This is a genomic window from Streptomyces sp. NPDC020379, from assembly GCF_044387105.1.
Lineage (GTDB): Bacteria > Actinomycetota > Actinomycetes > Streptomycetales > Streptomycetaceae > Streptomyces.
The window spans coordinates 114335-137145 of the sequence record NZ_JBIRVR010000019.1; the positions used below are offsets into that span (position 1 = coordinate 114335).

17 protein-coding genes are annotated in these 22811 nt (G+C 72.2%); 8 read left to right on the plus strand and 9 right to left on the minus strand.

The window, feature by feature from the left end:
* The first annotated feature begins 18 nt into the window (after positions 1 to 18).
* Together ACH427_RS23820 and paaK are read left to right on the plus strand one after the other, a co-directional pair.
* Positions 19 to 1926, plus strand: coding sequence for a phosphocholine-specific phospholipase C (locus ACH427_RS23820; RefSeq protein ID WP_398872258.1), 1908 nt, complete (start codon positions 19 to 21; stop codon positions 1924 to 1926).
* A 63-nt stretch (positions 1927 to 1989) separates the two neighbouring features.
* The gene (gene paaK, locus ACH427_RS23825; protein WP_398872260.1) at positions 1990 to 3273 is read left to right on the plus strand and encodes a phenylacetate--CoA ligase PaaK; all 1284 of its coding nucleotides are present in this window, start codon (positions 1990 to 1992) and stop codon (positions 3271 to 3273) included.
* A 258-nt stretch (positions 3274 to 3531) separates the two neighbouring features.
* Here the strand turns inward: paaK and ACH427_RS23830 are convergent, their stop codons facing one another.
* The 4 genes from ACH427_RS23830 to ACH427_RS23845 form a co-directional block, all read right to left on the minus strand.
* Positions 3532 to 5070, minus strand: coding sequence for an acyl-CoA synthetase (locus tag ACH427_RS23830; protein WP_398872262.1), 1539 nt, complete (start codon positions 5068 to 5070; stop codon positions 3532 to 3534).
* A 20-nt stretch (positions 5071 to 5090) separates the two neighbouring features.
* Positions 5091 to 6209 (minus strand): nitronate monooxygenase, encoded by a 1119-nt coding sequence (locus ACH427_RS23835; RefSeq protein WP_398872264.1) that lies wholly within the window; start codon positions 6207 to 6209, stop codon positions 5091 to 5093.
* A gap of 69 nt (positions 6210 to 6278) precedes the next feature.
* Complete coding sequence (locus ACH427_RS23840; protein ID WP_398872266.1) at positions 6279 to 8534, minus strand: tetratricopeptide repeat protein; 2256 nt, start codon at positions 8532 to 8534, stop codon at positions 6279 to 6281.
* Positions 8516 to 9448 carry an oxygenase MpaB family protein gene (locus tag ACH427_RS23845; protein WP_398872268.1) on the minus strand — a complete coding sequence of 311 codons (933 nt, stop codon included), beginning with the start codon at positions 9446 to 9448 and terminating at the stop codon, positions 8516 to 8518. Before ACH427_RS23845 ends, ACH427_RS23840 begins: the two co-directional genes overlap by 19 nt.
* Before the next feature lie 234 nt (positions 9449 to 9682).
* On the opposite strand from ACH427_RS23845, the gene ACH427_RS23850 reads away from it, so the two are divergent.
* A complete protein-coding gene (locus ACH427_RS23850; protein WP_398872270.1) occupies positions 9683 to 11020 on the plus strand; it encodes a PP2C family protein-serine/threonine phosphatase in 1338 nt (445 codons plus the stop codon).
* A gap of 172 nt (positions 11021 to 11192) precedes the next feature.
* Here ACH427_RS23850 and ACH427_RS23855 read toward each other — a convergent pair whose 3' ends face one another.
* A complete protein-coding gene (locus ACH427_RS23855) occupies positions 11193 to 11753 on the minus strand; it encodes a DNA-binding protein (RefSeq protein WP_398872272.1) in 561 nt (186 codons plus the stop codon).
* A gap of 782 nt (positions 11754 to 12535) precedes the next feature.
* Between ACH427_RS23855 and ACH427_RS23860 the strand changes: the two genes are divergently transcribed.
* Positions 12536 to 12712 (plus strand): hypothetical protein, encoded by a 177-nt coding sequence (locus tag ACH427_RS23860; protein WP_398872274.1) that lies wholly within the window; start codon positions 12536 to 12538, stop codon positions 12710 to 12712.
* A 522-nt stretch (positions 12713 to 13234) separates the two neighbouring features.
* Here ACH427_RS23860 and ACH427_RS23865 read toward each other — a convergent pair.
* Both ACH427_RS23865 and ACH427_RS23870 read right to left on the minus strand, forming a co-directional pair.
* Complete coding sequence (locus ACH427_RS23865; protein WP_398872276.1) at positions 13235 to 14422, minus strand: acyl-CoA dehydrogenase family protein; 1188 nt, start codon at positions 14420 to 14422, stop codon at positions 13235 to 13237.
* A 161-nt stretch (positions 14423 to 14583) separates the two neighbouring features.
* Positions 14584 to 15369, minus strand: coding sequence for a phosphatase PAP2 family protein (locus ACH427_RS23870; protein WP_398872278.1), 786 nt, complete (start codon positions 15367 to 15369; stop codon positions 14584 to 14586).
* Here ACH427_RS23870 and ACH427_RS23875 point away from each other — a divergent pair.
* Positions 15368 to 16282 carry a TetR/AcrR family transcriptional regulator gene (locus ACH427_RS23875; protein WP_398872302.1) on the plus strand — a complete coding sequence of 305 codons (915 nt, stop codon included), beginning with the start codon at positions 15368 to 15370 and terminating at the stop codon, positions 16280 to 16282. The two genes, ACH427_RS23870 and ACH427_RS23875, sit on opposite strands and share 2 nt — an antisense overlap.
* Here ACH427_RS23875 and ACH427_RS23880 read toward each other — a convergent pair.
* The gene (locus tag ACH427_RS23880) at positions 16222 to 16920 is read right to left on the minus strand and encodes a maleylpyruvate isomerase family mycothiol-dependent enzyme (RefSeq protein WP_398872280.1); all 699 of its coding nucleotides are present in this window, start codon (positions 16918 to 16920) and stop codon (positions 16222 to 16224) included. The genes ACH427_RS23875 and ACH427_RS23880 overlap by 61 nt on opposite strands.
* Positions 16921 to 17102: 182 nt before the next feature.
* Here ACH427_RS23880 and ACH427_RS23885 point away from each other — a divergent pair, with 182 nt between their 5' ends.
* Complete coding sequence (locus tag ACH427_RS23885; protein ID WP_398872282.1) at positions 17103 to 18302, plus strand: serine hydrolase domain-containing protein; 1200 nt, start codon at positions 17103 to 17105, stop codon at positions 18300 to 18302.
* A gap of 68 nt (positions 18303 to 18370) precedes the next feature.
* Here ACH427_RS23885 and ACH427_RS23890 read toward each other — a convergent pair whose 3' ends face one another.
* A complete protein-coding gene (locus ACH427_RS23890; RefSeq protein WP_398872284.1) occupies positions 18371 to 19927 on the minus strand; it encodes a phospholipase D-like domain-containing protein in 1557 nt (518 codons plus the stop codon).
* 415 nt (positions 19928 to 20342) lie between these two features.
* On the opposite strand from ACH427_RS23890, the gene ACH427_RS23895 reads away from it, so the two are divergent.
* Complete coding sequence (locus tag ACH427_RS23895; RefSeq protein WP_398872304.1) at positions 20343 to 21374, plus strand: tetratricopeptide repeat protein; 1032 nt, start codon at positions 20343 to 20345, stop codon at positions 21372 to 21374.
* A 65-nt stretch (positions 21375 to 21439) separates the two neighbouring features.
* On the plus strand, positions 21440 to 22489 hold the full coding sequence (locus ACH427_RS23900; protein ID WP_398872286.1) for a polyprenyl synthetase family protein: 1050 nt from the start codon (positions 21440 to 21442) through the stop codon (positions 22487 to 22489).
* The last annotated feature ends 322 nt before the right edge of the window (positions 22490 to 22811 follow it).

Here is a 22811-nt window from a genome sequence, read left to right on the forward strand (position 1 = left end):
CTGCCTCCAGGAGTCACCGTGACCCCCTTGTCCCGCCGTGGTTTCCTCGGTGCGGCCGCCGGCGCCGCCGCGCTCGGCGCCCTGCCGTCCTCGCTCCAGCAGGCCATGGCCGCGAGCTCGCCGTCCGGCAGGCTGGACGATGTCGAGCACGTGGTGATCTTCATGCAGGAGAACCGCTCCTTCGACCACTACTTCGGCACGCTGAAGGGCGTACGGGGCTTCGGGGACCGCTCCCTGCTGCGCTTCCCCGGCGGCTCCGACGTCCTGCGCCAGACGACGCTCGGACCCCTCGGCGGCAGTGTGCTGACGCCCTGGCACCTGGACACGGCCACCACCGACGCCCAGCGCGTCCGCGACCTCGACCACGGCTGGGCGGGCACCCACAGCGCCTGGAACGGCGGCAGATACAACAACTGGATCCCCGCCAAGAGCGCCTGGACCATGGGGTATTACCAGCGCGCCGACATCCCCTTCCAGTTCGCGCTGGCCGAGGCGTTCACCATCTGCGACCAGTATTTCTGCTCCGTGCAGGGGCCGACCAACCCCAACCGGCTCTACCAGTGGACGGGCATGATCGACCCGGGCGGCCGGAACGGCGGCCCGGTCACCGACAACTCCGAGAAGGGCTACACCTGGACCACCTACCCCGAGCGGCTCGACGCCGCCGGGATCTCCTGGCGCGTCTACCAGCAGCAGGACAACTACGACGACAACCCGCTGGCCTGGTTCAGCCGCTTCAAGAGCGCCGGGAGCGACTCCTCGCTGTACATCAACGGCATGCGGCGCCGTACAGCCGACGCCTTCAACCAGGACGTCGCCGACGGCAAGCTGCCCGCCGTCAGCTGGGTCGTCGCCCCCGAGCGGCAGTCCGAGCACCCCGCCTACCCGCCCGCGTACGGCGCCGACTACACCGCGAAGTACGTCCTGGAGTCGCTGGCCGCGCACCCCGAGGTCTGGGCGAAGACGGTGGTCTTCCTCAACTTCGACGAGAACGACGGCTTCTTCGACCACGTCGCCCCGCCCGTGCCGCCGTCCGGCACCCCCGACGAGTTCATCGGCGGCGCGCCCATCGGGCTCGGGCCGCGGGTCCCGATGACCGTGATCTCACCGTGGAGCCGGTCCGGTTACGTCCACTCCGAGGTGCTCGACCACACCTCGCCGCTGCGCTTCCTGGAGAACTGGACCGGCGTCAAGGAGCCCAACATCTCCGCCTGGCGGCGCACGGTGTGCGGCGACCTGATGAGCGCCTTCGACTTCACCTCGAAGAACGCCTCCTTCCCCGCCCTGCCGGACACGACGGCCCTCGTCGCCGCCTGCGACAAGCAGGACTCCCTGCCCGACGCCAGGCCCCCGGCCGGCGCCGCCCGCCCCGCCCAGGAGGAGGGCACCCGCCCGGCCCGGCCGACCGGCTACGGTTTCGACACCACGTCCTGGACCGACACCTCCACCAACCGCCTGTGGTTCAAGGTGGTCAACACCGGCCGGCTGGGCGCGGGCTTCACGGCCTACGCGGTGAACCACCGGGCGTACGAGGCATGGCACTACACCGTCCCGGTGGGCGGCAGCGCGAGCGACTACTTCAGCGCGCTCACCTACGGCGGCGGCAAGTACGACATCGACCTGCACGGCCCCGACGGCTATCTGCGCGGCTTCAAGGGAGACGTCCGCACATGGACGAACGCGGCGAAGGGCCGTCCGGAGGCCGCGGTCACGGCCTCGCCCGACGGACTGCGGCTGACCCTGACGAACGGCGGCCGCGCTCCCGTGCTCTTCACCGTCTCGGACGGCACGACCGCCACGGTCACGGCCGGCGGCCACACGGAGCTGACGGTGGCGGTGGCTTCGGACGGGGCGTACGACGTGACGGTGACGGCGGACGTGGGCGACGGCTTCGAACGGCGGTTCGCGGGGCGGGTCCTCGGATAGCCGGTGGCGTCCGGGGCACTCCCCCGGTTTCGGCCACCGCCGCACCCGGGGAAACTCCCCGGCATGGTCGACGCAGCCGAGCAGATGTCCCGTGAGCAGCTCACCGAGTTGCAGCTCGTACGGCTGCGCCGGACCCTGCGGCGCGTGTACGAGCGCGTGCCCTTCTACCGGCACGCGTTCGACGCCGCAGGCGTGCGGCCCGAGGAGTGCCGGGGGCTCGGGGATCTCGCGCGGTTCCCGTTCACCACCAAGGGGGATCTGCGCGAGCACTATCCGTTCGGGATGTTCGCCGTGCCGGAGGGCGAGGTGCGGCGGATCCATGCCTCCAGTGGTACGACGGGCACCCCGACCGTCGTCGGCTACACGCAGGGGGACCTCGGCACATGGGCCGAGGTCGTCGCGCGCTCGCTGCGGGCGGCCGGTGTCCGGCCGGGGGACAAGGTGCATGTGGCGTACGGCTACGGCCTGTTCACCGGCGGGCTGGGCGCGCACTACGGCGCGGAGCGGCTCGGCTGCACGGTGATCCCCGCGTCCGGCGGGATGACCGAACGCCAGGTCAGGCTGCTTACGGACCTCCGGCCGGAGGTCATCATGGTGACGCCGTCCTACATGCTCACCCTGCTCGACGAGTTCGAGCGCCAAGGGCTCGACCCCCGGGCGTCCTCGCTGCGGACCGGCGTCTTCGGGGCCGAGCCCTGGACGGAGGGGATGCGGCGGGAGATCGAGGAGAGGTTCGCCCTCGACGCGGTGGACATCTACGGCCTGTCCGAGGTCATGGGTCCGGGCGTCGCGCAGGAGTGCGTGGAGACCAAGGACGGGCCGCACATCTGGGAGGACCACTTCCTTCCCGAGATCGTGGACCCGGTCACGGGCGAGGTGCTGTCCGAGGGCGAGCACGGCGAGCTGGTCCTCACCTCGCTCACCAAGGAGGCGATGCCCGTCGTGCGCTACCGCACCCGCGACCTCACGCGGCTGCTGCCCGGCACCGCCCGCGTCTTCCGGCGCATGGAACGGATCAGCGGGCGCAGCGACGATCTGATCATCGTGCGCGGGGTCAACCTCTTTCCCGGGCAGGTCGAGGAGATCGTGCTGCGCACGCCGGGCGTCGCCCCGCACTTCCAGTTGCGGCTGACGCGCGAGGGCCGGATGGACCACCTCACCGTGCGCGCGGAGGCCCGGCCCGGGGCGACGCCGGGGCGACGCGCGGAGGCGGCCGGGGAGATCGCCCGCCGGGTGAAGGAGGGCATCGGGGTGTCGGCAACCGTGGAGATCGTGGACCCGGGCACGCTGGAGCGCTCGACGGGCAAGCTGAGGCGCGTCGTGGACGCGCGTGAGCCGAGGCCGTGAGCAGGGCCGGAGGGCACGACGCCGGGACCGCCAGTGCGGGTCGGCCGGCGCCTGCGGCAGGCTTCTTCCCCTGCCCCGCCCCTTCCCGGCCGCATCTCCGCCGCGTGGGGGCAAGCCCCCAGCCCCCCGGCGACACGGCTTCGCCGCGTTGTCCTCGAACTCCCCCAGCTACCTCCCCCAGACTCCGTCCGGGGGCACCCCCGGACGGAGTCTGGGGGAGTTCGAGGACGCGGCCGCGGGCACGGGCCGGCCCGCGGGCTAAGCCGGGCGCCGCCAGTGCGGGTCGCGCAGCCGGCGTTTGTAGAGCTTGCCGTTGGGGTCGCGGGGCATGTCGGCGATGAAGTCGACGGCCCGGGGCCGCTTGTAGCCCGCCAGGTGGCGCGCGCAGTGGGCGAGGAGCTCGGCGGCCAGCGGGGCGCCGGGCGCATGGCCGTCGGCCGGCTCCACCACGGCTCTCACCTCCTCGCCCCAGTCGTCGTGCGGGACGCCGAAGACGGCGGCGTCGGCCACGGCGGGATGGGTGAGGAGCACGGATTCGACCTCGGCGGGGTAGATGTTGACCCCGCCGGAGATGATCAGGTCGATCTTGCGGTCGCGGAGGAAGAGATAGCCGTCCTCGTCCAGAAAGCCGAGGTCGCCGACGGTGAAGAAGTCGCCGATGCGGTTCTCGCGGGTCTTGCCCTCGTCCTTGTGATAGGCGAAACCGCCGGTGGTCATCTTCATGTAGACGGTGCCGAGTTCACCGGCGGGCAGCCGTCGGCCGGTGTCGTCGAAGACGGCGAGTTCGCTGATGGGCCAGGCCCTGCCGACGGTGCCGGGTTTCTTCAGCCAGTCCTCGGCGGTGGCGAAGGCCCCGCCGCCCTCGCTGGCCGCGTAGTACTCCTCGACGCAGTCGCCCCACCAGTGGATCATCGCGCGCTTGACGTGGTCGGGGCAGGGGGCGGCGCCGTGGATGGCGTGCCGCATGGAGGAGACGTCGTACGCGTCCCGTACGTGCGCGGGCAGTGCCAGCAGCCGCTGGAACTGGGTGGGGACCATGTGGGTGTGGGTGCAGCGGTGGGTGTCGATGAGGCGCAGCATCTCCTCGGGGGTCCATTTGTCCATGACCACCAGTCGGTGGCCGAGATGCAGGGAAGCGGCCGCGAACTGGAGGACCGCCGTGTGGTAGAGCGGTGAGCAGACGAGGTGGGTGTTGTCGTCGAACGGCTTGATGCCGAAGATGCCGAGGAAGCCGCCGAGATGGCTCTCCTCGGGCGGCTTCCCGGGCAGGGGACGGCGGATGCCCCGTGGCCTGCCGGTGGTGCCGGAGGTGTAGTTCATGACCCAGCCGAGCGTGCGGTCCGCCGGCGGGGTGCCGGGGTGGCCGGCGAGGAGCCCTTCGTACGGGCGGAAGCCGGGGATGTCACCGACGGCGTAGCGGCGCGCGGCGGGCAGCCCCGCGCCGTCGGCGGCGGCGGTCGCGGCGGCGGCGAACCGCTCGTGGGCGATGAGCGCCCCCGCCTCCGCGTCCGCCACGATCCAGGCGATCTCCTCGCCGAGGAGATGGTGGTTGACGGGTACGAGGTAGAAGCCGGCCTGGGCGGCCGCGAGGTAGGCGGTGAGGAGTTCCTCGCCGTTGGGGAGGACGGCGGCGAAGGCGTCGCCCCGGCGGAGTCCGGCGGCGCGCAGGCCGCGGACCAGCCGGTTGGCGGCGGCGTGGAGCCGGCCCGCGGTGCGGGTGCGGCCGTCGGGGGTGACGAGCACGGTGCGTTCGGGGTCGGCGGTGGCCTGTGCCCAGAACCCTTCGGGGTGCGGCATGGGGTGCTCCCTCCTCGGTCTCAGGGCCGGGCGGGCCCGGTGCGGCCCGCGATGCGGTTCATCCGGTCGACGGCCCGCTCGAAGCCGGCCGTCAGGTCGTCGAAGACGGCCTGGACACTGCGCCGGGAGTTCATCCGCCCCACGATCTGCCCGACCGGTGTGCCGAGCAGCGGCTCCACCTCGTACTTCTGGATGCGGGACAGGGCCTCGGCGACGAGCAGCCCTTGCAGTGGCATGGGCAGCGGGCCGGGTCCGCCCGGGTCGTCCCAGGCGTCGGTCCAGGCCGTGCGCAGCTGGCGGGCCGGTTTGCCGGTGAGCGCCCGGGAGCGCACGGTGTCGCCGGAGCCCGCGGCCAGGAGCTTCGCGGTGAGGGCGGGCGAGTGCAGCTCGGCCTCCTCCGTGGTGAGCCAGAGGGAGCCCAGCCAGACCCCCTGCGCGCCGAGCGCGAGCCCGGCGGCGATCTGTTCGCCGCTGCCGATGCCACCGGCGGCGAGTACGGGCAGCGGGTCGACGGCCTGTACGACCTCGGGGGTGAGCACCATGGTGGCGATCTCGCCGGTGTGGCCGCCCGCCTCGTAGCCCTGGGCGACGACGATGTCGATGCCCGCCTCGGCGTGGCGGACGGCGTGCCGGGCGCTCCCGGCGAGCGCGGCGACGAGGACGCCGTGGTCGTGGGCGCGGCGGACGACGTCGGCGGGCGGCGGGCCGAGGGCGTTGGCGAGCAGCGTGACCGGGTGCTCGAAGGCGACGTCGAGCTGGGCGCGGGCGACCTCCTCCATCCAGCCGGTGATGCGCCATCCGGAGCGGTCCCCGGCGGCGAGCGCGGGTACGCCGTGCCGGGCGAGGGTCTCCTGGACGAAGCGCCGGTGCGCGTCCGGGATCATGGCCTCGACGTCGGCCTCGGTGACGCCCTCGACCTTCTTGACGGGCATGACGACGTCGAGCCCGTACGGCTTGCCGTCGGTGTGCGCGGCCATCCAGTCGAGGTCCCGGGCGAGGGCGCCGGGGTCGGTGTAGCGCACGGCGCCGAGCACGCCGAGTCCCCCGGCGCGGGTGACGGCCGCGGCCACCGCGGGGAAGGGGGTGAAGCCGAAGAGCGCGTGCTCGATTCCCAGTCGCCGGCTCAGCTCGGTCTCCATGGGCGGCAGGATGCCGCAGCGGGCGGGGCGAGGGAAGAGTTTTTCTGACGCAACGTCAGATTACCGGGGTCATCTCCCGTACGGCGCCCCGCGGGTGGCCCGCGTCCAGCGCAGCGCGGCGACCTGGCGGTGGAGCTCGACGGCCTCGGTGGAGCGGCCGAGCTGCTCCAGGCAGTGGGCCTCGTCGCCACGGCTGGCCAGGGCGTCGGGGTGCTCGGCGCCCAGCACCCGCTGGCGGGCCTGGGCCACCTCGCGGTAGCGGGCGAGCGCCTCGGTCCAGCGGCCGAGCCAGCCGAGGGCGACCGCGATCTCCCGGCAGCTGACAAGGGTTTCGGGGTGGTCGGCGCCCAGCACCCGCTCGCGGATCGCGCACACGTCGCGCGCCTCGGCGAGCGCCTCCTCCCAGCGGCCGAGCCGGCCGAGGTTGACGCCGAGGCAGTGCCGGGCCCGCAGGGTGTCGGGGTGCTCCCGGCCCTGGGCCTGGGTGCGCTCGTCCACGAGGTCGCGGAAGAGCCGGAGCGCCTCCGCGCTGCGGCCGAGCCGGCCGAGGCAGATGCCGGTCTCGTAGCGGGCGGCGAGCGTGTCGGGGTGGTCGGCGCCGAGCGCGCGCTGCCGTGCGGCGGCCACCTCGCGGTAGGTCCGCAGCGCGTCGGTCCAGCGGCCCAGCTGGCCGAGGGCGTAGCCGACCTCGTAGCGGGTGACGAGGGTGTCCGGGTGGCTCGGGCCCAGGACGCGGGCGCGGGCGTCGGCGACCTCGCGCGCCATGCCGTACGACTCCTCCAGCCGCCCCAGCCGGCCCAGGTTGAAGGCGAGGTTGTGGCGGCAGCGCAGAGTGTCGGGGTGCTCGGGGCCCATGGTGCGGTCGCGGACGGCGAGCACGGCGGCGTAGACCTCGTGGGCCTCGGCGTACCGGCCGAGCTGCCCGAGCACGTACGCGGTCTCCTGACGGGCGGCGAGCGTGTCCGGGTGGTCGGCGCCCAGGACGCGTTCGCGGCCGGCCGCGGCGCGGGCGTACTCGCGCAGCGCGTCGGCTGGGCGGCCCTGCCGGCTGAGGGTGAAGGCGGCCTCGTAGCGGCTGGCGAGGGTGTCGGGGTGGTCGGCGCCGAGGGCGCGTTCGCGCTCGGCGGCCACCTCGTGGTGCGCCTCGCCGGACTCCGTCCAGCGGCCCAGCCTGCCGAGCCGCAGCGCCTCCTGATGGCGTGTCGCGAGGTCGGCCACGACCTCCGGGGACGGCGGCGCGGTCTCCTCGGCGCGCGCCGCGGCGGGCCCGGTCCAGGCGCCGGTGAGCGAGGCGGCCGGGTCGGGCGGCGGCAAGGGCAGGACGCCGGGGCCGGTCGCCTTGGAACCGGTGGTCATGTTCCGGGCCCAGTGCGGGAGCCGGGGCGGTTCGGGCAGGCGCACGGAGGCGCGCAGGGGGCGTGGGCGGGCCTCGGGGAGCGTGCGGGGCACCGTGGTGGCGTGCCCGGACAGGGCGAGCTCCAGCAGCCGTTCATGGAGGACACCGGCGTCGGGCGGCCGGGCGTCGGGGTCCTTGGCGAGCAGGTCGAGGACGACCTCCTCGAATGTTTCCGGCAGTTCGGGGCGAATCTCCCGCAGCGGGGTGGGCGGGGTGTCGCGGTGGCCGACGAGGACGGCCCAGGCGTCGTCCATGTCGAAGGGCGGGGCGCCGGTGGCGATCTCGTACAGCACACAGCCCAGGGAGTAGAGGTCGCTGCGGTGGTCGACCTGGCCGCCGCCGATCTGCTCGGGCGACATGTAGTGCGGGGTGCCCATGGCGATGCCGGTGCCGGTGAGGCGCGAGGACGGCGCGGAGAAGCCGATGTCGTGCCCGAGGCGGGCGATCCCGAAATCGCATATCTTCACGGCGCCGTCGGTGAGCCGCATGATGTTGGCGGGCTTGAGGTCACGGTGCACCACGCCCTGCCGGTGGGTGTACGCGAGGGCCGCGGCCACCTGCTCGGAGATCCCGACGACCTCGGACACGGGCAGCGGCCGCTGGTCGTTGTCCTCCATGAGCTCGCTGAGGTTGCGGCCGTCGAGCAGCTCCATGACGAGGAAGAGCACGCCGTCGGACTCGCCGAAGTCGTGAATGACGGTGATGCCGCGGTGCTGGAGCCCGGCGGCGAGGCGCGCCTCGCGCCGGAACCGCTCGCGCAGCACGCGGAGATAGGACTGCTCGTGCTGGGGCCCCATCGGTTTGAGGCACTTGACGGCCACCTGGCGGCCGAGTGATTCGTCGCGAGCCCGCCACACCTCGCCCATGCCGCCCCGCCCGATCCGTTCGAGCAGCAGGTACCGGCCCTGGATCAGCCTGGATTCCGCCATCCCTCGCCGCCGCCCCCGTCGCGTCGCTGTGCCTCCCCCGGCCCCTCCAGTATGGCGGCCCGTCTTTGCAGGTTGTAGGAGGAAGGGCGGCTACCGGCGCCCATCCTGCCGACGGCCCGGAGGATGTGTTTGGGCGGGAGTTGCCATCGTACGGTGGCGGGGACGGAGCGCAGGACGGTGCCCGCGCGGCGCAAGCGGCGGGTGACGACGGCAGGGGGCGGGGCGGCGCGCCCGTAGAGCTCGTGCGCGTAAGGAGGGAGCGCCCCGTAGGCGAGGGAGGCCACCGTCCCCCACACGAGGGCGCGCGCGGGTCTGAGCAGGGGGCGCACCGGCGGACGGCGCAGGAAGGCGTCGACCTGACGCGCCTCGGGGGTGAGGGCCAGACCGGGCCGCGCCTTCTCGAAGTACGCCGCCATCGCCTCCGTCGAGGCCGGGACACCGGCGGGGTCGAGGCCCACGAGCCGGGCGGAGGCCCGGTGCTCGTCCAGGAAGGCGTCGGCCTGGGCCGCGGTGAGCGGGATGCCGGAGCGGCGGACGACGTGGAGATAGGAGTCGACCTCGGCGCAGTGCACCCACAGCAGCAGTTCGGGGTCGTCGACGCCGTAGCGCTCGCCGGTGTCCGGATCGGTGGCCGACAGCCGCCGGTGGATGCCGCGGACGGCCGCGCCCGCGCGCTCGGCGGCCTCCGTGGTGCCGTAGAGGGTGGTGCCCACGAAGTTCGCGGTCCGCCGCAGCCGCCCGAAGGCATCGGCCTCGGTGAACGCGGCGGAATTCTGGGTGACACCGCGGACCGCGCGCGGGTGCAGCGCCTGGAGCCACAGCGCGCGGATGCCCGCGATCCACATCATCGGGTCACCGTGCAGCTGCCAGGCGACCGAGGCGGGCCCGAAGAGCCCGGGGTCGGCTTGCGGCATGGGCACACCTCCGGTGATCGGCGCTCCTCCTGCGACTCCTACCATAAGTGCTGCCGCAGCGCCTCAATCCCCTCTGGAACCCGGGTGGTTGTCCGTTCGATAAGCGGTCGCGAGTGCGTCCGCGAGCGGCTTCCCGCGCCAGTGACGGAGCGTGTCGCCGACCGCGCCACCGTCACCGTACTGACATGCGGTCATTCCCCACCCCGGAGCGGCCGATTCACTAGTGTCTGAGCGGTGGCGACAAGTGAGACAGACAACGGACACACCCACCGCGACCTCACCGGTCGCCGGCCGGCCCTCGACGAGGATCTCGACCGGCTCGGGGAGCAGCTGGCCGAATTCGCCCGCACGCAAGAGCGCATGCGCGGATTACTGGGGGCGATACTCGCGGTCAGCGGGGAGCTGGACCTCCCCGTCGTGCTGCGCCGCATCGTGACCACCGCCATGGAGCTGGTCGGGGCCCGCTACGGAGCCCTCGGCGTCCTGGACGAGGAGGGCACCGAGCTCGCCGAGTTCATCCCCGTGGGCCTGGCCGAGGAGGAGAGACAGCGGCTGGCGGGGGTGGCTCTCCCGCACGGCCAGGGGCTGCTCGGCCTGCTCATCAGCGACCCGCGGCCACTGCGGGTCGAGGCGATCCCCGAGCATCCGCAGGCGACGGGATTCCCGCCCGGCCACCCTCCGATGCGCACGCTCCTCGGGGTCGCCATCACCGTGCGCGGCAAGGTCTACGGCAATCTCTACCTCACCGACCGCGAGGACAGCGGCGCCTTCGACGCCGCCGACGAGGCCGTGGTGATCGCGCTGGCCGGCGCGGCCGGTGTGGCCATCGAGAACGCCCGCCTGTACGGGCAGGTGCGCGCGGGTGCCGAGCAGTTCCAGCGGCTGCTGCTGCCGAGCCTGCCCGACCTCTCCCCCTTCGACTCCTGGGCCCTCTACCAGCCCGCGGCGGACCCGGCACTGCTCGGCGGCGACTGGTACGACGCGATGGTGCTGCCCGACGGCAGCCGCGTGGTGATCGTCGGTGATGTCGTCGGCCACGACGTGCGCGCCGCCGCCACGATGGCGCAGATCCGCAACATGCTCCGCGCCCTGGCCTTCGACTCCGACGCGCTGCCCAGCGAGCTGCTCAGCCGCCTCGACCGCACCCTGGCGGCCGTCACGGAGCCCACCATGGCCACCGTCTGCGTGGCCCGCATCGCACCGTGCGAGGGCGGCTGGTCGCTCCTGTGGAGCAGCGCGGGCCATCCGCCGCCGCTCGTGGTGACCGAGGACGGCGACGCGCGCTTCCTCGACGCCGACGCCGACGTGCCGATCGGCGTCGACGCCGGCCTCGTCCGCCGCGACCACCGGCACGTGCTGCCGCCGGGAGCGACCGTCCTGATGTTCACCGACGGCTTGGTCGAGCACCCGGGCCGCGACTTCGACGAGGGCCTGCGCATGATCGCGACCGTCGCGGCCGCGCACGCCGACGAGCCCCTGGCCGCCCTGGCCCGGGCCGTGGCGGACGCCCGCCCCGGCGACGGCCATGACGACATGGCGATCCTGGCGCTGCGGACGCCGGCGGGGGGTTGAGCGGCCTGGACTCCGGCGTCACCAGCTCGCCCGCGCGGCCTCGTCGGAAACCGCGCGGGCGGCGGGGGCGTGGCAGGGGGTGGCCCTGGCTTACGTCTGAGCGATCGCGCACCGGCCGGATGGCGACGGGTGACTCACACAACTCCTGACTGGTCGGATGGACCCGTGCCATCTACGGTGCCAGGGCCCAGGCTTTTTCCAGCTCTTCCAGCGCACCAGTCCTGTCGCCGAGGGCCAGTTTCGACCGTGCGACGTTCATATGGAGTGGACTGGTCCTCGTAGCCGGCAACACAAGCGGGTTCCTGCTCCCGAACCGGCTCATCTCGTCAATGGCATCCTGATGCCGACCGAGGTCGCCAGAAGTAGCAACGACGTGCACAGCGGTGTTCTGGGGCCCGAAGTGGTTGCCGAGGCGATTCGCGTCGTGGTCAAAGTCTCGTGCGAGCCTGCGAGACTCCGCGATGTGCCGGTCAGCCGTCGCCTTGTCTTTCAGACGGCCGGCCAGGGTCATCCCCCGGAGGCGCGGAATTCCGAGAGCACACGAGCGTCCTTGCCCGGCGGCGTGGGTCTCCACCTGGCAGATCGCACGGTCGACGACGGCAAGGCCATCCTCGAACTCACCATGATTCAGATGAACTCCAGCCGTATCCCGCCCCGCAATCGCGAGAGTTACCGGATCAGCCTGAGCAGCTGCCAGTTTTTGCTTGGTGACGGCGAGGTCTGCCAGGGTCATCCACCGATGTCGGGCAGCCAGCCAATACACCGTGCTGTATGCCTCAGCCACCATCGCCCAGGCTTCCTGGCGTATTGACGGCGTGGGCGTAGTTCTGGACTCCGGACACGAGTTCTGGAAGGTCACCAAGGACCTGGCTCAGGTCGGCGTTGCCTCTCATGACGACCATGTCGGCCAGGTCACGCTTCAGCGCCGGATCATGCGCAGGAGCAGCCCAGCGCGGACAGAGGAGTGCGAAGCGACCAAGGGGGCGCCCGGCACCCGCCGGTCGTGCACCCCGACGTCGAACCGCGGATCCGTACCCGCCGCGTCTTCCGATGCGGCCCGTACACCGTGCAGCTGAAGGGTCGTGGACCGTCATGCTGATGCCCGGATCGATCACGACACCAGGCGCCACCAGGCGGAGGTGACGCAGTGACCCGCGCCGTCATCCGGCATGTGCCGCACACGATCACCGTGCACCCTGACGTGATCACGTACGGCGCCGCTAGGAATGGCGGCTCACATGCCTGGAATGCCGGGTCGCCTGGCCGATGGACCAGCACGGAGGGGAACCCGACGAGTACATGTAGCCGCGTGGAGGGATCATGGACGGTCGACAGTTCCGCACTGCGCTCCGCTGGCTCCCGATCCTGTCCAACCAGAACTGCCCGTAATGCTTGAGCCCGGACGTCATCAGCCCCCACTCGCTCTGATCCGCGGTGCGAGCCGCACTCGGCGTGCCGACCGGGAACGCGGACCACTTGCCAACCCAGGGTCTGAAGTGTTCGAAAGGAACCGACTTGGCTGAACTGCCCGGCGAGCACTCCCGCGAACTGATCCGCCCGTACACCGGCGAAGTCGCTCAAGTGCATGTTCCGAAGCAGGGGTTCACCACGGAGTTCGCTGCGGTCATCGACAGTGGGAAGGGATCGTTCCTGCGTCAGCGGCGAAGACGAGCTGGCATTCTTCCGTGGTGACGCTCTGCTGCATACCGACATCAATCCGTCCAACTTGGTGGTAGGGGATGCGGGCGCATGGCGTATTGACTGGTCATGGCTCACACGCGGGGCAGCGTTCATCGACCCGGCCTGTTTCGTCGTACAGCTGATCGCAGCCGGCCACAGCCCCGAGTCCGCCAAATCCTGGGCCGAGGGTGCATGGCATGGGCGAACGCAGGCCCGAGGGCGATCGATGCGTTCGCCATGGCCGATCTGTGGATGCGCCGTGCTCTGGCCGACCGGCGTCCCGACGAAGGACGGCTCACGGCCATGGCGGCACAACTCGGCCAGAGCCCGCTCCTAGCAGTTTGCCTGAAAGCGGTCATAGCAAAGGATTTCTGCGCATGGGAATTTGCATAAAGGGGCTCCATCACGCCCATGAGGCCAAGGTGCACTTGCGGCGGCCGCATGCCTGCGATTCTGGGCGCTGGCTAGCGCCGGAGGCCGCCAGGGCAACGGCTTCGCCCGCGGAGACGTTCAGTCCGCCTCGTCGCAAAGGACTCAGCGCCGCACCCGCGGCATCCCCAGCCCGATCCAGGAGATGATCTCGCGCTGGATCTCGTTGTTGCCGCCGCCGAAGGTGAAGATGACCGCGCTGCGGTAGCCGCGTTCCAGTTCGCCGTGGAGGACCTCGCCCGCCGAGCCCTCCTTGAGGGGGCCCGCGGCGGCGAGGATCTCCATCAGCCAGGCGTAGGCGTCGCGGCGTGCCTCGGAGCCGTAGACCTTGGCGGCGGAGGCGTCCTGGGGGGTGAGGGTGCCCCGCTGGAGTGCGTCCACCATCTGCCAGTTGAGGAGCTTCATCGCGTCGAGGCGCAGGTGCGTGCGGGCGAGGCGGCCGCGGACCCAGCCGAGGTCGGCGACGCGGCGGCCGTCGGGGAGCCGGGTGGCCGCGGCCCAGCGCCGGACGTCGCGCAGGGCGCGGATCGCGGTGGCGCCGTGGGCGGCGAGGGTGACGCGCTCGTGGTTGAGCTGGGTGGTGATCAGCCGCCAGCCCTTGTTCTCCTCCCCGACCCGGTTGCGGACGGGGACGCGGACGTTCTCGTAGTATCCGGCGGTGGTGCCGTGGGAGGCGAGGGTGTCGATGGGGGTGTACGAGTAGCCGGGGGCGCCGGTCGGCACGAGCAGGATGCTGATGCCGCGGTGGGGCGGTACGCCCTCCTCCACGGGGGCGGTGCGCACGGCGAGCCAGATCCAGTCGGCGGTGTCGCCGTTGGTGGTCCAGATCTTCTGTCCGTTGACGACATAGTCGTCGCCGTCACGCACGGCGCGGGTCTTCAGCGAGGCGAGGTCGGTGCCCGCGTCGGGCTCGCTGTAGCCGATGGCGAAGTCGATCTCCCCGGAGAGGATCCTCGGCAGGAAGTACGCCTTCTGCTCGGGAGTCCCGTACTGCATGATCGTCGGTCCGACGGTGTTGAGCGCCATGAGTGGCAGGGGCACCCCGGCCTGCGCGGCCTCGTCGAAGAAGATGAACTGTTCCATGGGGGTCATCCCGCCGCCCCCGTACTCCTTGGGCCAGCCCACGCCCAGGCGGCCGTCGGCGCCGAGCCGGCGGACGGTGTCGCGGTAGAAGCGCTTCTGCCGGGCGGGGTCGGTGTGCCGGGCGTAGGCGTTGTCGGGGACGAGGCCGGCGAAGTAGTCCCGCAGTTCGGCGCGGAGGCGCCGCTGCTCCGGTGTGTGGTCGAGGTCCATGGGCCCTCCGTAGGGTCGCGCCGTCGCCGCGGGTGACGGCGCACACACTAGAACCCGTTGCAGAAATCCGGAAGGCGCGGGAACGACGGCGGGCCGGTCGCCACCGGCGACCGGCCCGCTCGTTCCGCTGAAGGCGGAGACATCGGCTGAAGGTGAGGGCGTCAGCGCCCCGCGTGCTTGCGGTGGCGTCCGCCGGTGGGCGCGGAGCCGCTGCCCGCGGCCTGCCTGCGCCCGCTCGGCACGGTCCCGTGGACGTGCGACGCCGCCTCCCGCTCATCCAGCTCGCGGGACAGGCCGAAGCGCTCCATCAGCGGCAGCCGGTGCAGCTGGGGCAGCACCCGGGCGTGCCAGACGCCGGTCACGAAGAAGATCGCGGAACCGGCGATCAGCACCGAGCCGAGGGTGTCCGTGGGGTAGTGGGCGCCGACGTACATCCGGGAGAAGGCGACGAGAAGCACCGCGAGGACGCCGCAGACCAGGACGGTCCGGCGGTGACGGGTCTCGCGGAGGAGGAAGTACGCGGCGACCACCGCGGCGACGGTGAAGGCGGTGTGGCCGCTGGGGAAGCTGTTGGAGCCGATCTCGGGATCGAGCATGAACTCCCGGGGCGGCCGGGGGCGGGCCACGATCGCCTTGGCCAGCTGCGTGCTGTTCCAGCCGACCGCGACGACGAGGAAGGTGGCCACCGCGCGCATCGGCCGCCGCCGCACGAACAGCAGCCAGCCGCTCCAGACCGCGAGGATCACGACTCCGGCCACCGGCGAGGCCAGATAGCTGACCCCCTCCATCGTGTGATTCAGCCAGCCGGTGCGGAGCGTCTGGATCGTGCGGTCCAGCTGGAGATCGTGCGGCTGGATCAGGTGGGTGTGCGCGGCGACCAGTCCCAGCGTGATCGCGAGCGCGAACAGCAGGATGGAGTTGCGCAACCAGTGGCGCACGTACGGCATGGGTGGGGCGTCCTTTGTATCGGTAGGGCGGTACCGGCACGGCAGTACACGCGCAGGTGACGAGCGCAATGCCGCGCGGGTCGTCGGCACGGCTGTACGCAAAGCTACACGCGCGGCCCGCGCGGCCCGCTCCGCTTCCCCCGCCGGACCCCCACGGCGCGACGGCGCGTTACCGTACGCATACGGAAACAGTATCCTCGGACGCCTGCGAAGATCCGGAACACTCCCGCGGCGCCCTCGCGCCCGCGGTGGCGGCGGACCCGGCGGCACGCGTACGAAAGAGGGCAGAACACTGACCGGCAGCACACCCGAACGCCCGAAGCGGGGACGGCCGTCCCGGCTGTCGCGCGAGCACATCGTCACCGCCGCCTACGAGATCATCCTCAAGGAGGGCGCGGAGAACCTGACGATGCGCCGGCTGGCCGGTGCGCTGGGGAGCACGGCGATGGCGGTCTATCACCATGTGCGGGACAAGGACGAGTTGCTCACGCTGACCCTGGAGCACGCGGCCCGCACGCTGCCGCGGCCGGAGCTTCCGGAGGAACCGCGGGAGCGGCTGGCCACGGTCTGCGGGCTGATGCACCAGGCGTTCGTGAGCAACCCGTGGGTGGTGCCCATCGTGGCGCGCGGGGAGCCCGCGGGCATGCCCGCGGCGTGGATGACGGAGGAGATCGTCGCCGCGCTCGTCGGCTGCGGGCTCAGCCGGGAGCGGGCGGTCGAGGCGCACCGGACGATCTGGTACTACACGACCGGGCAGATCCTCGCGACCGTGCCACGTCCGGGCGGGCCGCCGCAGGAGGGCCGGGGCACGGCCGACGGCGAGCGCCCCGCCGAGGCCGAGGGGCGGCACGGCTATCTGCGAGGGGTGCGGCACATCCTCGACGGGGTGCTCCCGGCGCCCGGCTCCCACTGAACGCGCCTGCGCAGCTCTTCCGCCCCCGCCCCCGACAGCCGGTCGAGGGCGGCCGGGCGGCCGGTGAGGAGCAGCAGGATCGCGCTGATCGGGCCCTCCACCTCGTGGCCCTCCCCCGCGGCCCATTCGGTGTCGGTCGCGGCGATGCGCAGGCCCCAGAGGTTCTTCCGGGCGTGGAAGGGAAAGCCGGTCGTCCAGACGCGGGTGGCGGCGACGGCCGCCGCCTGTGGCGGCATCTCGCGCGGCCTGCCCAGCGGCAGCGCGATGTCCTGGCCGTGCACGAGGACGTCCAGGAGCGGCTCCAGATGGCTCGTCCCGACCGCGTGGCGGCGGGATCCGGCCGACTCCCGGATCTCGGCGGCCAGCGCCGCGGTGGGCCGCCGCGCGGCGTAGCGCCGGGCGGTGTCGCGCACCATGCGGTGAAAGCTGCCCCGCGCCCGCACGAGAGCGATCAGAGTGGCGCCGGGGCCGGTGCGCGACAGGGCGAGGTGGGCGGCGACGTCACGTACGCGCCAGCCTTCGCAGAGGGACGACCGCTCCCACTCCTCGTCGGAGAGCCGGTCCAGCAGGTCGGCGAGGCTCCGGCGCTCGGCGCCGGTCGTCCGCCAGACCTCTTCGGCGTCCATTCCGCTGATCACCCCCGTTCACGCGACGGTATGTCCATTTTAGTCGCCTTCGGATGCTCGGGAAACTTCTTCACCGACCCACTGGCCGCGCATGGCCGGATTCCGGCCCCGCGCCCAACGCGGCTCAACCGGCCGGGTGTTGGGCGAGTCCTGTCGGGTGCACTTGTCCGTGGGAAAGGGAGGGGACGTAGAGCATGAAGGTACGCACGATCCACAGAGCTCTGGTGGGGGCGCTGGCCACCGCCGCGGTGACCGCGACCGCCCTCACCGCACCCGCCTCGGCCGGGGGCAGAGGCACCGGCCCGCACGCCGCCACTCGCACCGCGATGGAGGCCCAGGTGCGGGCCGGGGTGCCGGGGGTGCTGGGGCAGAGCGTGGGAGAGGACGGCGTCTGGCAGGGGTCAGCGGGGGTCGCGGACCTCACCACGCACCGGCCGCGCGCGGCGGAGGACCGCTTCCGGGTCGGCAGCATCACCAAGGCTTTCACCTCGGTGGCCCTCCTCCAGCAGGAGGCCGAGGGCAGGATCCGGCTCGACGACACGGTCGACCGCTGGCTGCCCGGCGTGGTCCGGGGGCACGGCCACGACGGACGGCACATCACGGTCCGTCAACTCCTCAACCACACCAGCGGGATCTTCAACTACACCGAGGACCCGGACGTCCGGAAGGACCTCACCTCGGGCTTCTACGAGCACCGGTTCGACACCCACACCCCGCGGCAGCTCGTGGACATCGCCATGGCCCACGCGCCGGACTTCCGGCCCGGTGCCGGCTGGCACTACTCCAACACCAACTACGTCCTCGCCGGCATGATCGTGGAGAAGGTGTCCGGCCGCTCGTACGCCTCCGAGGTCACCCGGCGCGTCCTCAAGCCCGCCGGCCTGCGGGCCACCACCCTGCCGGGCACCTCGCCGTGGATGCCGGACCCGCACGGACGGGCGTACGGGAAGCTGGACAGCGCCCCGGACGCGAAGATCCACGACGTCACGGTCTTCAACCCGTCGTGGGCGTACGCGGCGGGCGAGATCGTCTCCACGACGGGTGACCTCAACCGCTTCTACCACGCGCTGCTCGGCGGCAAGCTCCTCCCGGAGCGCCAGCAGCGGGAGTTGCTGACCACGGTGCCGGCCGGCGGGAAGGACCCGCGGATGGCGTACGGGCTCGGTGTCCTCACCACGACGCTGTCGTGCGGGGTGAAGGTGTGGGGACACGACGGCGGCATCCCCGGATCGGTCTCGGTCGTGTCCTCGACGCCGGACGGGCGGCACACCGCGGCGTTCAACTTCAACGCGGACTGGACGGGCGACACCACGGCTCTCGTGGAGGCCGAATACTGCGGCAAGGTGCCCGGTACGGTGGCCTCACCGGGACTGGACGTGAGCCGCTCGCGCTGACCGGAACCGCGAAGGCTCCCGCCGGAGGTCGGTCCTCCGGCGGGAGCCTTCGCGCGTTGCGGGCCCGATCAGCCCTGGCAGACGCCGCGCTCGTAGTCGAACGTGGCGGTCGCCTTCGAGAACTGCCACTGCGGGGCGAGCAGCTTGGCGTCGAGCTGCTTGGCCGCCTCCGGACTCTCCACGATGTACCCGAAGTCCTGGAGCCAGGACGGGTAGAGGTTCTTGGAACCGATGTAGAAGGCGGAGTCGTCCACGGAGACCAGCTTGTGGTGCTGCGCGTACGGGTGCCCGTCGGCCCACTTGGCGCTGTCGGAGCTGCGGGCGGTGGCGAGCTGGAGGTTGCCGCACATCGCCGCCTTGGCGCCCTGCTGGCCGCCGGTGATCAGCGCCAGCCGGTTGCGCAGCAGATCGCTGATCTCGGACAGCGACTTGATCTGCGAGTAGCCGCCGCTGCCGACGGCGCCGCGGTTGGCCGGGTCGCTGACCACGATGCGGACCTTCACACCGGCCGCCATCTTCGCCGCGATGGCGTCGTAGAGGCGAACGTCGTAGCGCGGCAGCGGCGGGCAGGTGGCGTTGAGGTCCTGCTGGGAGATCTCGACGTGACTCTTCGCGCTGCCGACCAGCGCCCGCAGGGCGCTCTCCTCGGGGTTGACCGTGTCGTAGTCGCGGTCTGCGTTGGTGTTGTCGTGCAGACCCACGACGCACTTGGTGTCCGAGGCGCTCGGCAGGTCCGGGCGGAACGACGAGGAGGAGTCCTTGTCCTTGATGCCGACCCCGAGACCGCCGACTGCGATCACCGGCACATTGCCCGTGGCGGCGGCCGCCTTGGGGTTGGCGTCCTTCTCCAGCGTCGGCATGCAGCCGGCGCCGTTGGACGAGGCGAACCAGACGCTCGCGATGTTGCTCTTGTTCTCGCACGTCCAGGACCAGAGCGTGTCCAGATAGCGGCCCGCCGAGCCGGCGGCGGGGCCGGTCAGGGCGAGGTCGACGTCCGACACCGGGTGGGCCGTGTCGACATAGTCGCCCTTCCAGCCGTTGATGCCACCGGTGACCGCCGACTCGCCGTCCACGACGAGAAGCTTGGAGTGGTTCCACGAGAACGCGGTCTTCGACGTGGTCATCGACGCGACATTCAGCGTGACATCGCCGGCGGCCTTGCCCAGCTTGGAATTGAGCTCGTCGCGGTATTTCGACGGCACCACATTCAAGTGGTAGACGGGAGCGGCGCCGACGAGTATCCGGACCTTCAGCTTGTTGCCGGATTCCGCGGAGGCTTTCAGACCGGCGACGATCGCGTCCTGGAACGCACCGTCGGGGAAGGGCGCGAGCGTGGATATGTCGACCGTGCGCTTCGCCTTGGAGATGTTCTCGGTCATCTTGGCGAGCAGCCGCTTCGTACCTGGGCGCTCGGCGCACTTGTCGTCGCCCCAGCAGCCGGGGGTCTGCAACAGCCAGTCCGTCGGGTCGGCGGAGGAGGCGTCCAGCTTGTTACCGCTGGTGCGCTCCCATACGTCGCCTTCAAGCCCCGGCGAGACCTGACGCAGCGTCTGCTCCACGGCGTCGAGGTGCGGGGTGCCCGAGCCGTCGGCGGAATCCGCCAGGGCCGGCGCTGCGGGCAGCACGGCGAGCGCTATGGCCGAGGCCGCCGCACTTCCTGCGAGACGGTTTAAACGGCGGAGCCGGTGGCGAGCCAATTTCGCATCCTTATCGAGATGTCAAGTGGGTGACGCCCTGAAGTTATCAGTCCTGAGGGGGTGCGCCGTCACCCGGCCGAAGGGTTCGTCACCCCCGCCCGGCTGTCCGGAAAATCGTGCTTACGGGCCTTGACAATGACGGGAATCCCACACCGGGTGGCCCCGGGTAACCCCGAGAGCCCTCAGGGGCATTCGTACATCTCGCGTATGACCCGGCGCCCGGCCACCGGTCTTCGGATGTACGGCACACGGGCTCCTGGTCGGATGCCGGGCCGCCCTCCCCCGCCATAGCTTCTTGATCAGCGGCTGACCCGCCGTCGATCGACCCGAAGTGAGGCACACCATGTACGGCAAGGCATTCGCACCCGAGTACCGGGGCTCGCTGGGCGATCTCTCGGTGAACGCCTCGCTGGCGGAGGTCCTGGAGACGGCCCTGGCGAGACGCCGGGAGGCCGAACTCGGCGACGAGGCACTGGAGTCGGCGCACGCCGGGCTCGCCGTCGCCGAGGCGTACCGGCGGCTGGGCCGTGTCGCGGAGGCGGAGGCCGCGTGGAAGGCCAGCTACCGCGCGGCGCGGCGGGCCGGGGACCGCGGGGCGATGGCCTGGGCGGTGTGGAGCGGCGGGACCCTCGCCCGGCAGCGCGGCGCGCTCGCCCTGGCCTGGCGGTGGCTGTCCCTGGCCGCCGAACTCGCCGAGCAGGGCGGGGACATCGTGGCCCGCGGCTACTCCCTCGCCGGCCTCGCCGAGACGGGGCGGATACAGGGCGACTACCAGGCCGTCGGCGAACTGCACGAGAAGCTGCTCGCCGAGGCCAGACGGCGCGGCGAGGCCCGGCACACGGTGTGGGCGCTGGAGGGCATCGCGCAGATGCACCGCAACACCGGTTCGTACGACACCGCCCTGGCGATGTTCGAGGAAGCGGCCGCGATAGCCGGCGGAGCCGACGACGCCCGCGGCCGCGCCTGGGCCCTGCGGGGCATCGCGGACGTGCTGTCCGTGCGGGGCGAGACCGCGCGGGCCCTGGCGCTGCTGTCCGAGGCGGAGGCCACCTGCCGGGAGATGCGGCTGGTGAGCGCGCTGGCGTACAACCACAAGATGCGCGGCAACGTCCTCTTCCGCGCGGGGCGGTACGCGGAGGCCGAGGTCTGCTACAGCGGTGCCCTGGAGGAGTTCCGGGCCATGGACGAGCCGCGCGGCGCGGCACTCGCCCGGCTGGGGTGGGTCAAGGCCCGGGCCCGGCTGGGCCGCGACGCCGCGGAGACCTCCGCCGACCTCGACGAACTCCACCGCACGCTCGGTGCGATCGGCCTGCTGCACGCGCGGGACATGGTCGAGAAGGCGCGGGCCGAACTGGGCGTCCTGCCCACCGGCTGACGCCCCGGTCCGCCCGCCCCCACCCGCACGCGTCAACAGGTCCGCCACAGGAGAGAGAAGCCGCCATGACCACGCACGCCGCACCACGGGCCACGGCGCCCCAAGCCCTCACGCGCTGCCGGGCATCCGTCGAACCCGCGCTCAGGGCGGCCGTCGAGAGCCTCCACCCCCAGCCGCGCCGGATGGCGTCGTTCTCGCTCGGCTGGTGCGACGCCGACGGCACGCCGAGCGCCGGCCCCGGCGGCAAGGGCGTGCGGCAGGCACTCGCCGTCCTCGCCACCGAAGCGGCCGGCGCGCCCGCGGAGCCGGGCGTGGCCGCCGCTGTCGCCGTGGAGTTGATCCACACCTTCTCGCTGGTGCACGACGACATCATGGACGGCGACGAGCGGCGCCGGCACCGGGACACCGTGTGGAAGGCGTTCGGCACGGGCCCGGCGGTGCTGACCGGCGACGCGCTCTTCGCCCTCGGGGTGCAGACGCTGGCCAGGGCCGGTGGCCCACACGGAGCTGCGGCTGTGGGCCGGCTCGCCGAGGCCCTGGGCGATCTCGTCCACGGCCAGGCCGACGACCTGCTCTTCGAGTCCCGGCCGTGGACGGGGCCGGGGGCGGTCGGCATAGCCGAGTACCGGGCGATGGCGGACCGCAAGACCGGGGCCCTGCTCGGGTGCGCGATGGCGCTGGGCCCGTTGCTCGCGGGTGCCGCGCCGCCGGTCGTGGGGGCGCTGTCGGAGGCGGGACGTCGGCTGGGGCTGGCGTTCCAGGCGGTCGACGACCTGCTCGGGATCTGGGGCGACCCGGGGACCACGGGCAAGCCCGTCCACAGCGATCTGCGCCGCCGGAAGAGGACGCTGCCCGTGCTGGCCGCGACGGCCCTGGACAGCACGGCGGCCGAGCGGCTCGCCGGGCTGCTCGGCTCGCCGGAGCCGCTGTCCACGGCGGCCGCGGCCGCGGCTTCCGCGATCGTGGAAGCCGCGGGTGGGCGGGAGTTCACGATGGAGGAGGCCCGGCGGCAGGTGGCCGGGGCGTACGACTGCCTTGAGTCGGTGCGGCTGGCGGAGGGGGCGCGGGAGGAGCTCGTGGAATTGTGCGGGTATGTGCTGGAACGGCGGGTGTGAGGGGGGCGGGCTTGTCCCCCTGCCCCGCCCCTTCCCGAACTGGGGCCCGCGCCCCGGTCCCCCGGCTACCGGTCCGTTGGCGCCTGCGGCTGGAGCGCCCTTCGGGCACGTCCTCTATCGCCGGACGGGCTGATTTCAGCCCGTCCGGCGATAGAGGACAACGCGGCGAAGCCGTGTTGCGGACGACACCACCCGCACCCGACCGACAAGTCCAGCCAGGAACCGGCCTAGGCAGTGTCTGTTGGCTCTTGCCCGGGTGGTGGATCTGCTGCTGTTCCGGGCAGGAGCTGGGCATGGTGCGCCGACATGAACTGACCAATGC

Coding starts and splice junctions, on each gene's coding strand:
- paaK (WP_398872260.1), top strand. CDS start 1,990: ATGGTCGACGCAGCCGAGCAGATGTCCCGTGAGCAGCTCACCGAGTTG.
- ACH427_RS23830 (WP_398872262.1), bottom strand. CDS start 5,070: ATGCCGCACCCCGAAGGGTTCTGGGCACAGGCCACCGCCGACCCCGAA.
- ACH427_RS23835 (WP_398872264.1), bottom strand. CDS start 6,209: ATGGAGACCGAGCTGAGCCGGCGACTGGGAATCGAGCACGCGCTCTTC.
- ACH427_RS23840 (WP_398872266.1), bottom strand. CDS start 8,534: ATGGCGGAATCCAGGCTGATCCAGGGCCGGTACCTGCTGCTCGAACGG.
- ACH427_RS23845 (WP_398872268.1), bottom strand. CDS start 9,448: ATGCCGCAAGCCGACCCCGGGCTCTTCGGGCCCGCCTCGGTCGCCTGG.
- ACH427_RS23855 (WP_398872272.1), bottom strand. CDS start 11,753: ATGACCCTGGCAGACCTCGCCGTCACCAAGCAAAAACTGGCAGCTGCT.
- ACH427_RS23865 (WP_398872276.1), bottom strand. CDS start 14,422: ATGGACCTCGACCACACACCGGAGCAGCGGCGCCTCCGCGCCGAACTG.
- ACH427_RS23875 (WP_398872302.1), top strand. CDS start 15,368: ATGGGTGGGGCGTCCTTTGTATCGGTAGGGCGGTACCGGCACGGCAGT.
- ACH427_RS23870 (WP_398872278.1), bottom strand. CDS start 15,369: ATGCCGTACGTGCGCCACTGGTTGCGCAACTCCATCCTGCTGTTCGCG.
- ACH427_RS23885 (WP_398872282.1), top strand. CDS start 17,103: ATGAAGGTACGCACGATCCACAGAGCTCTGGTGGGGGCGCTGGCCACC.
- ACH427_RS23895 (WP_398872304.1), top strand. CDS start 20,343: ATGTACGGCAAGGCATTCGCACCCGAGTACCGGGGCTCGCTGGGCGAT.
- ACH427_RS23900 (WP_398872286.1), top strand. CDS start 21,440: ATGACCACGCACGCCGCACCACGGGCCACGGCGCCCCAAGCCCTCACG.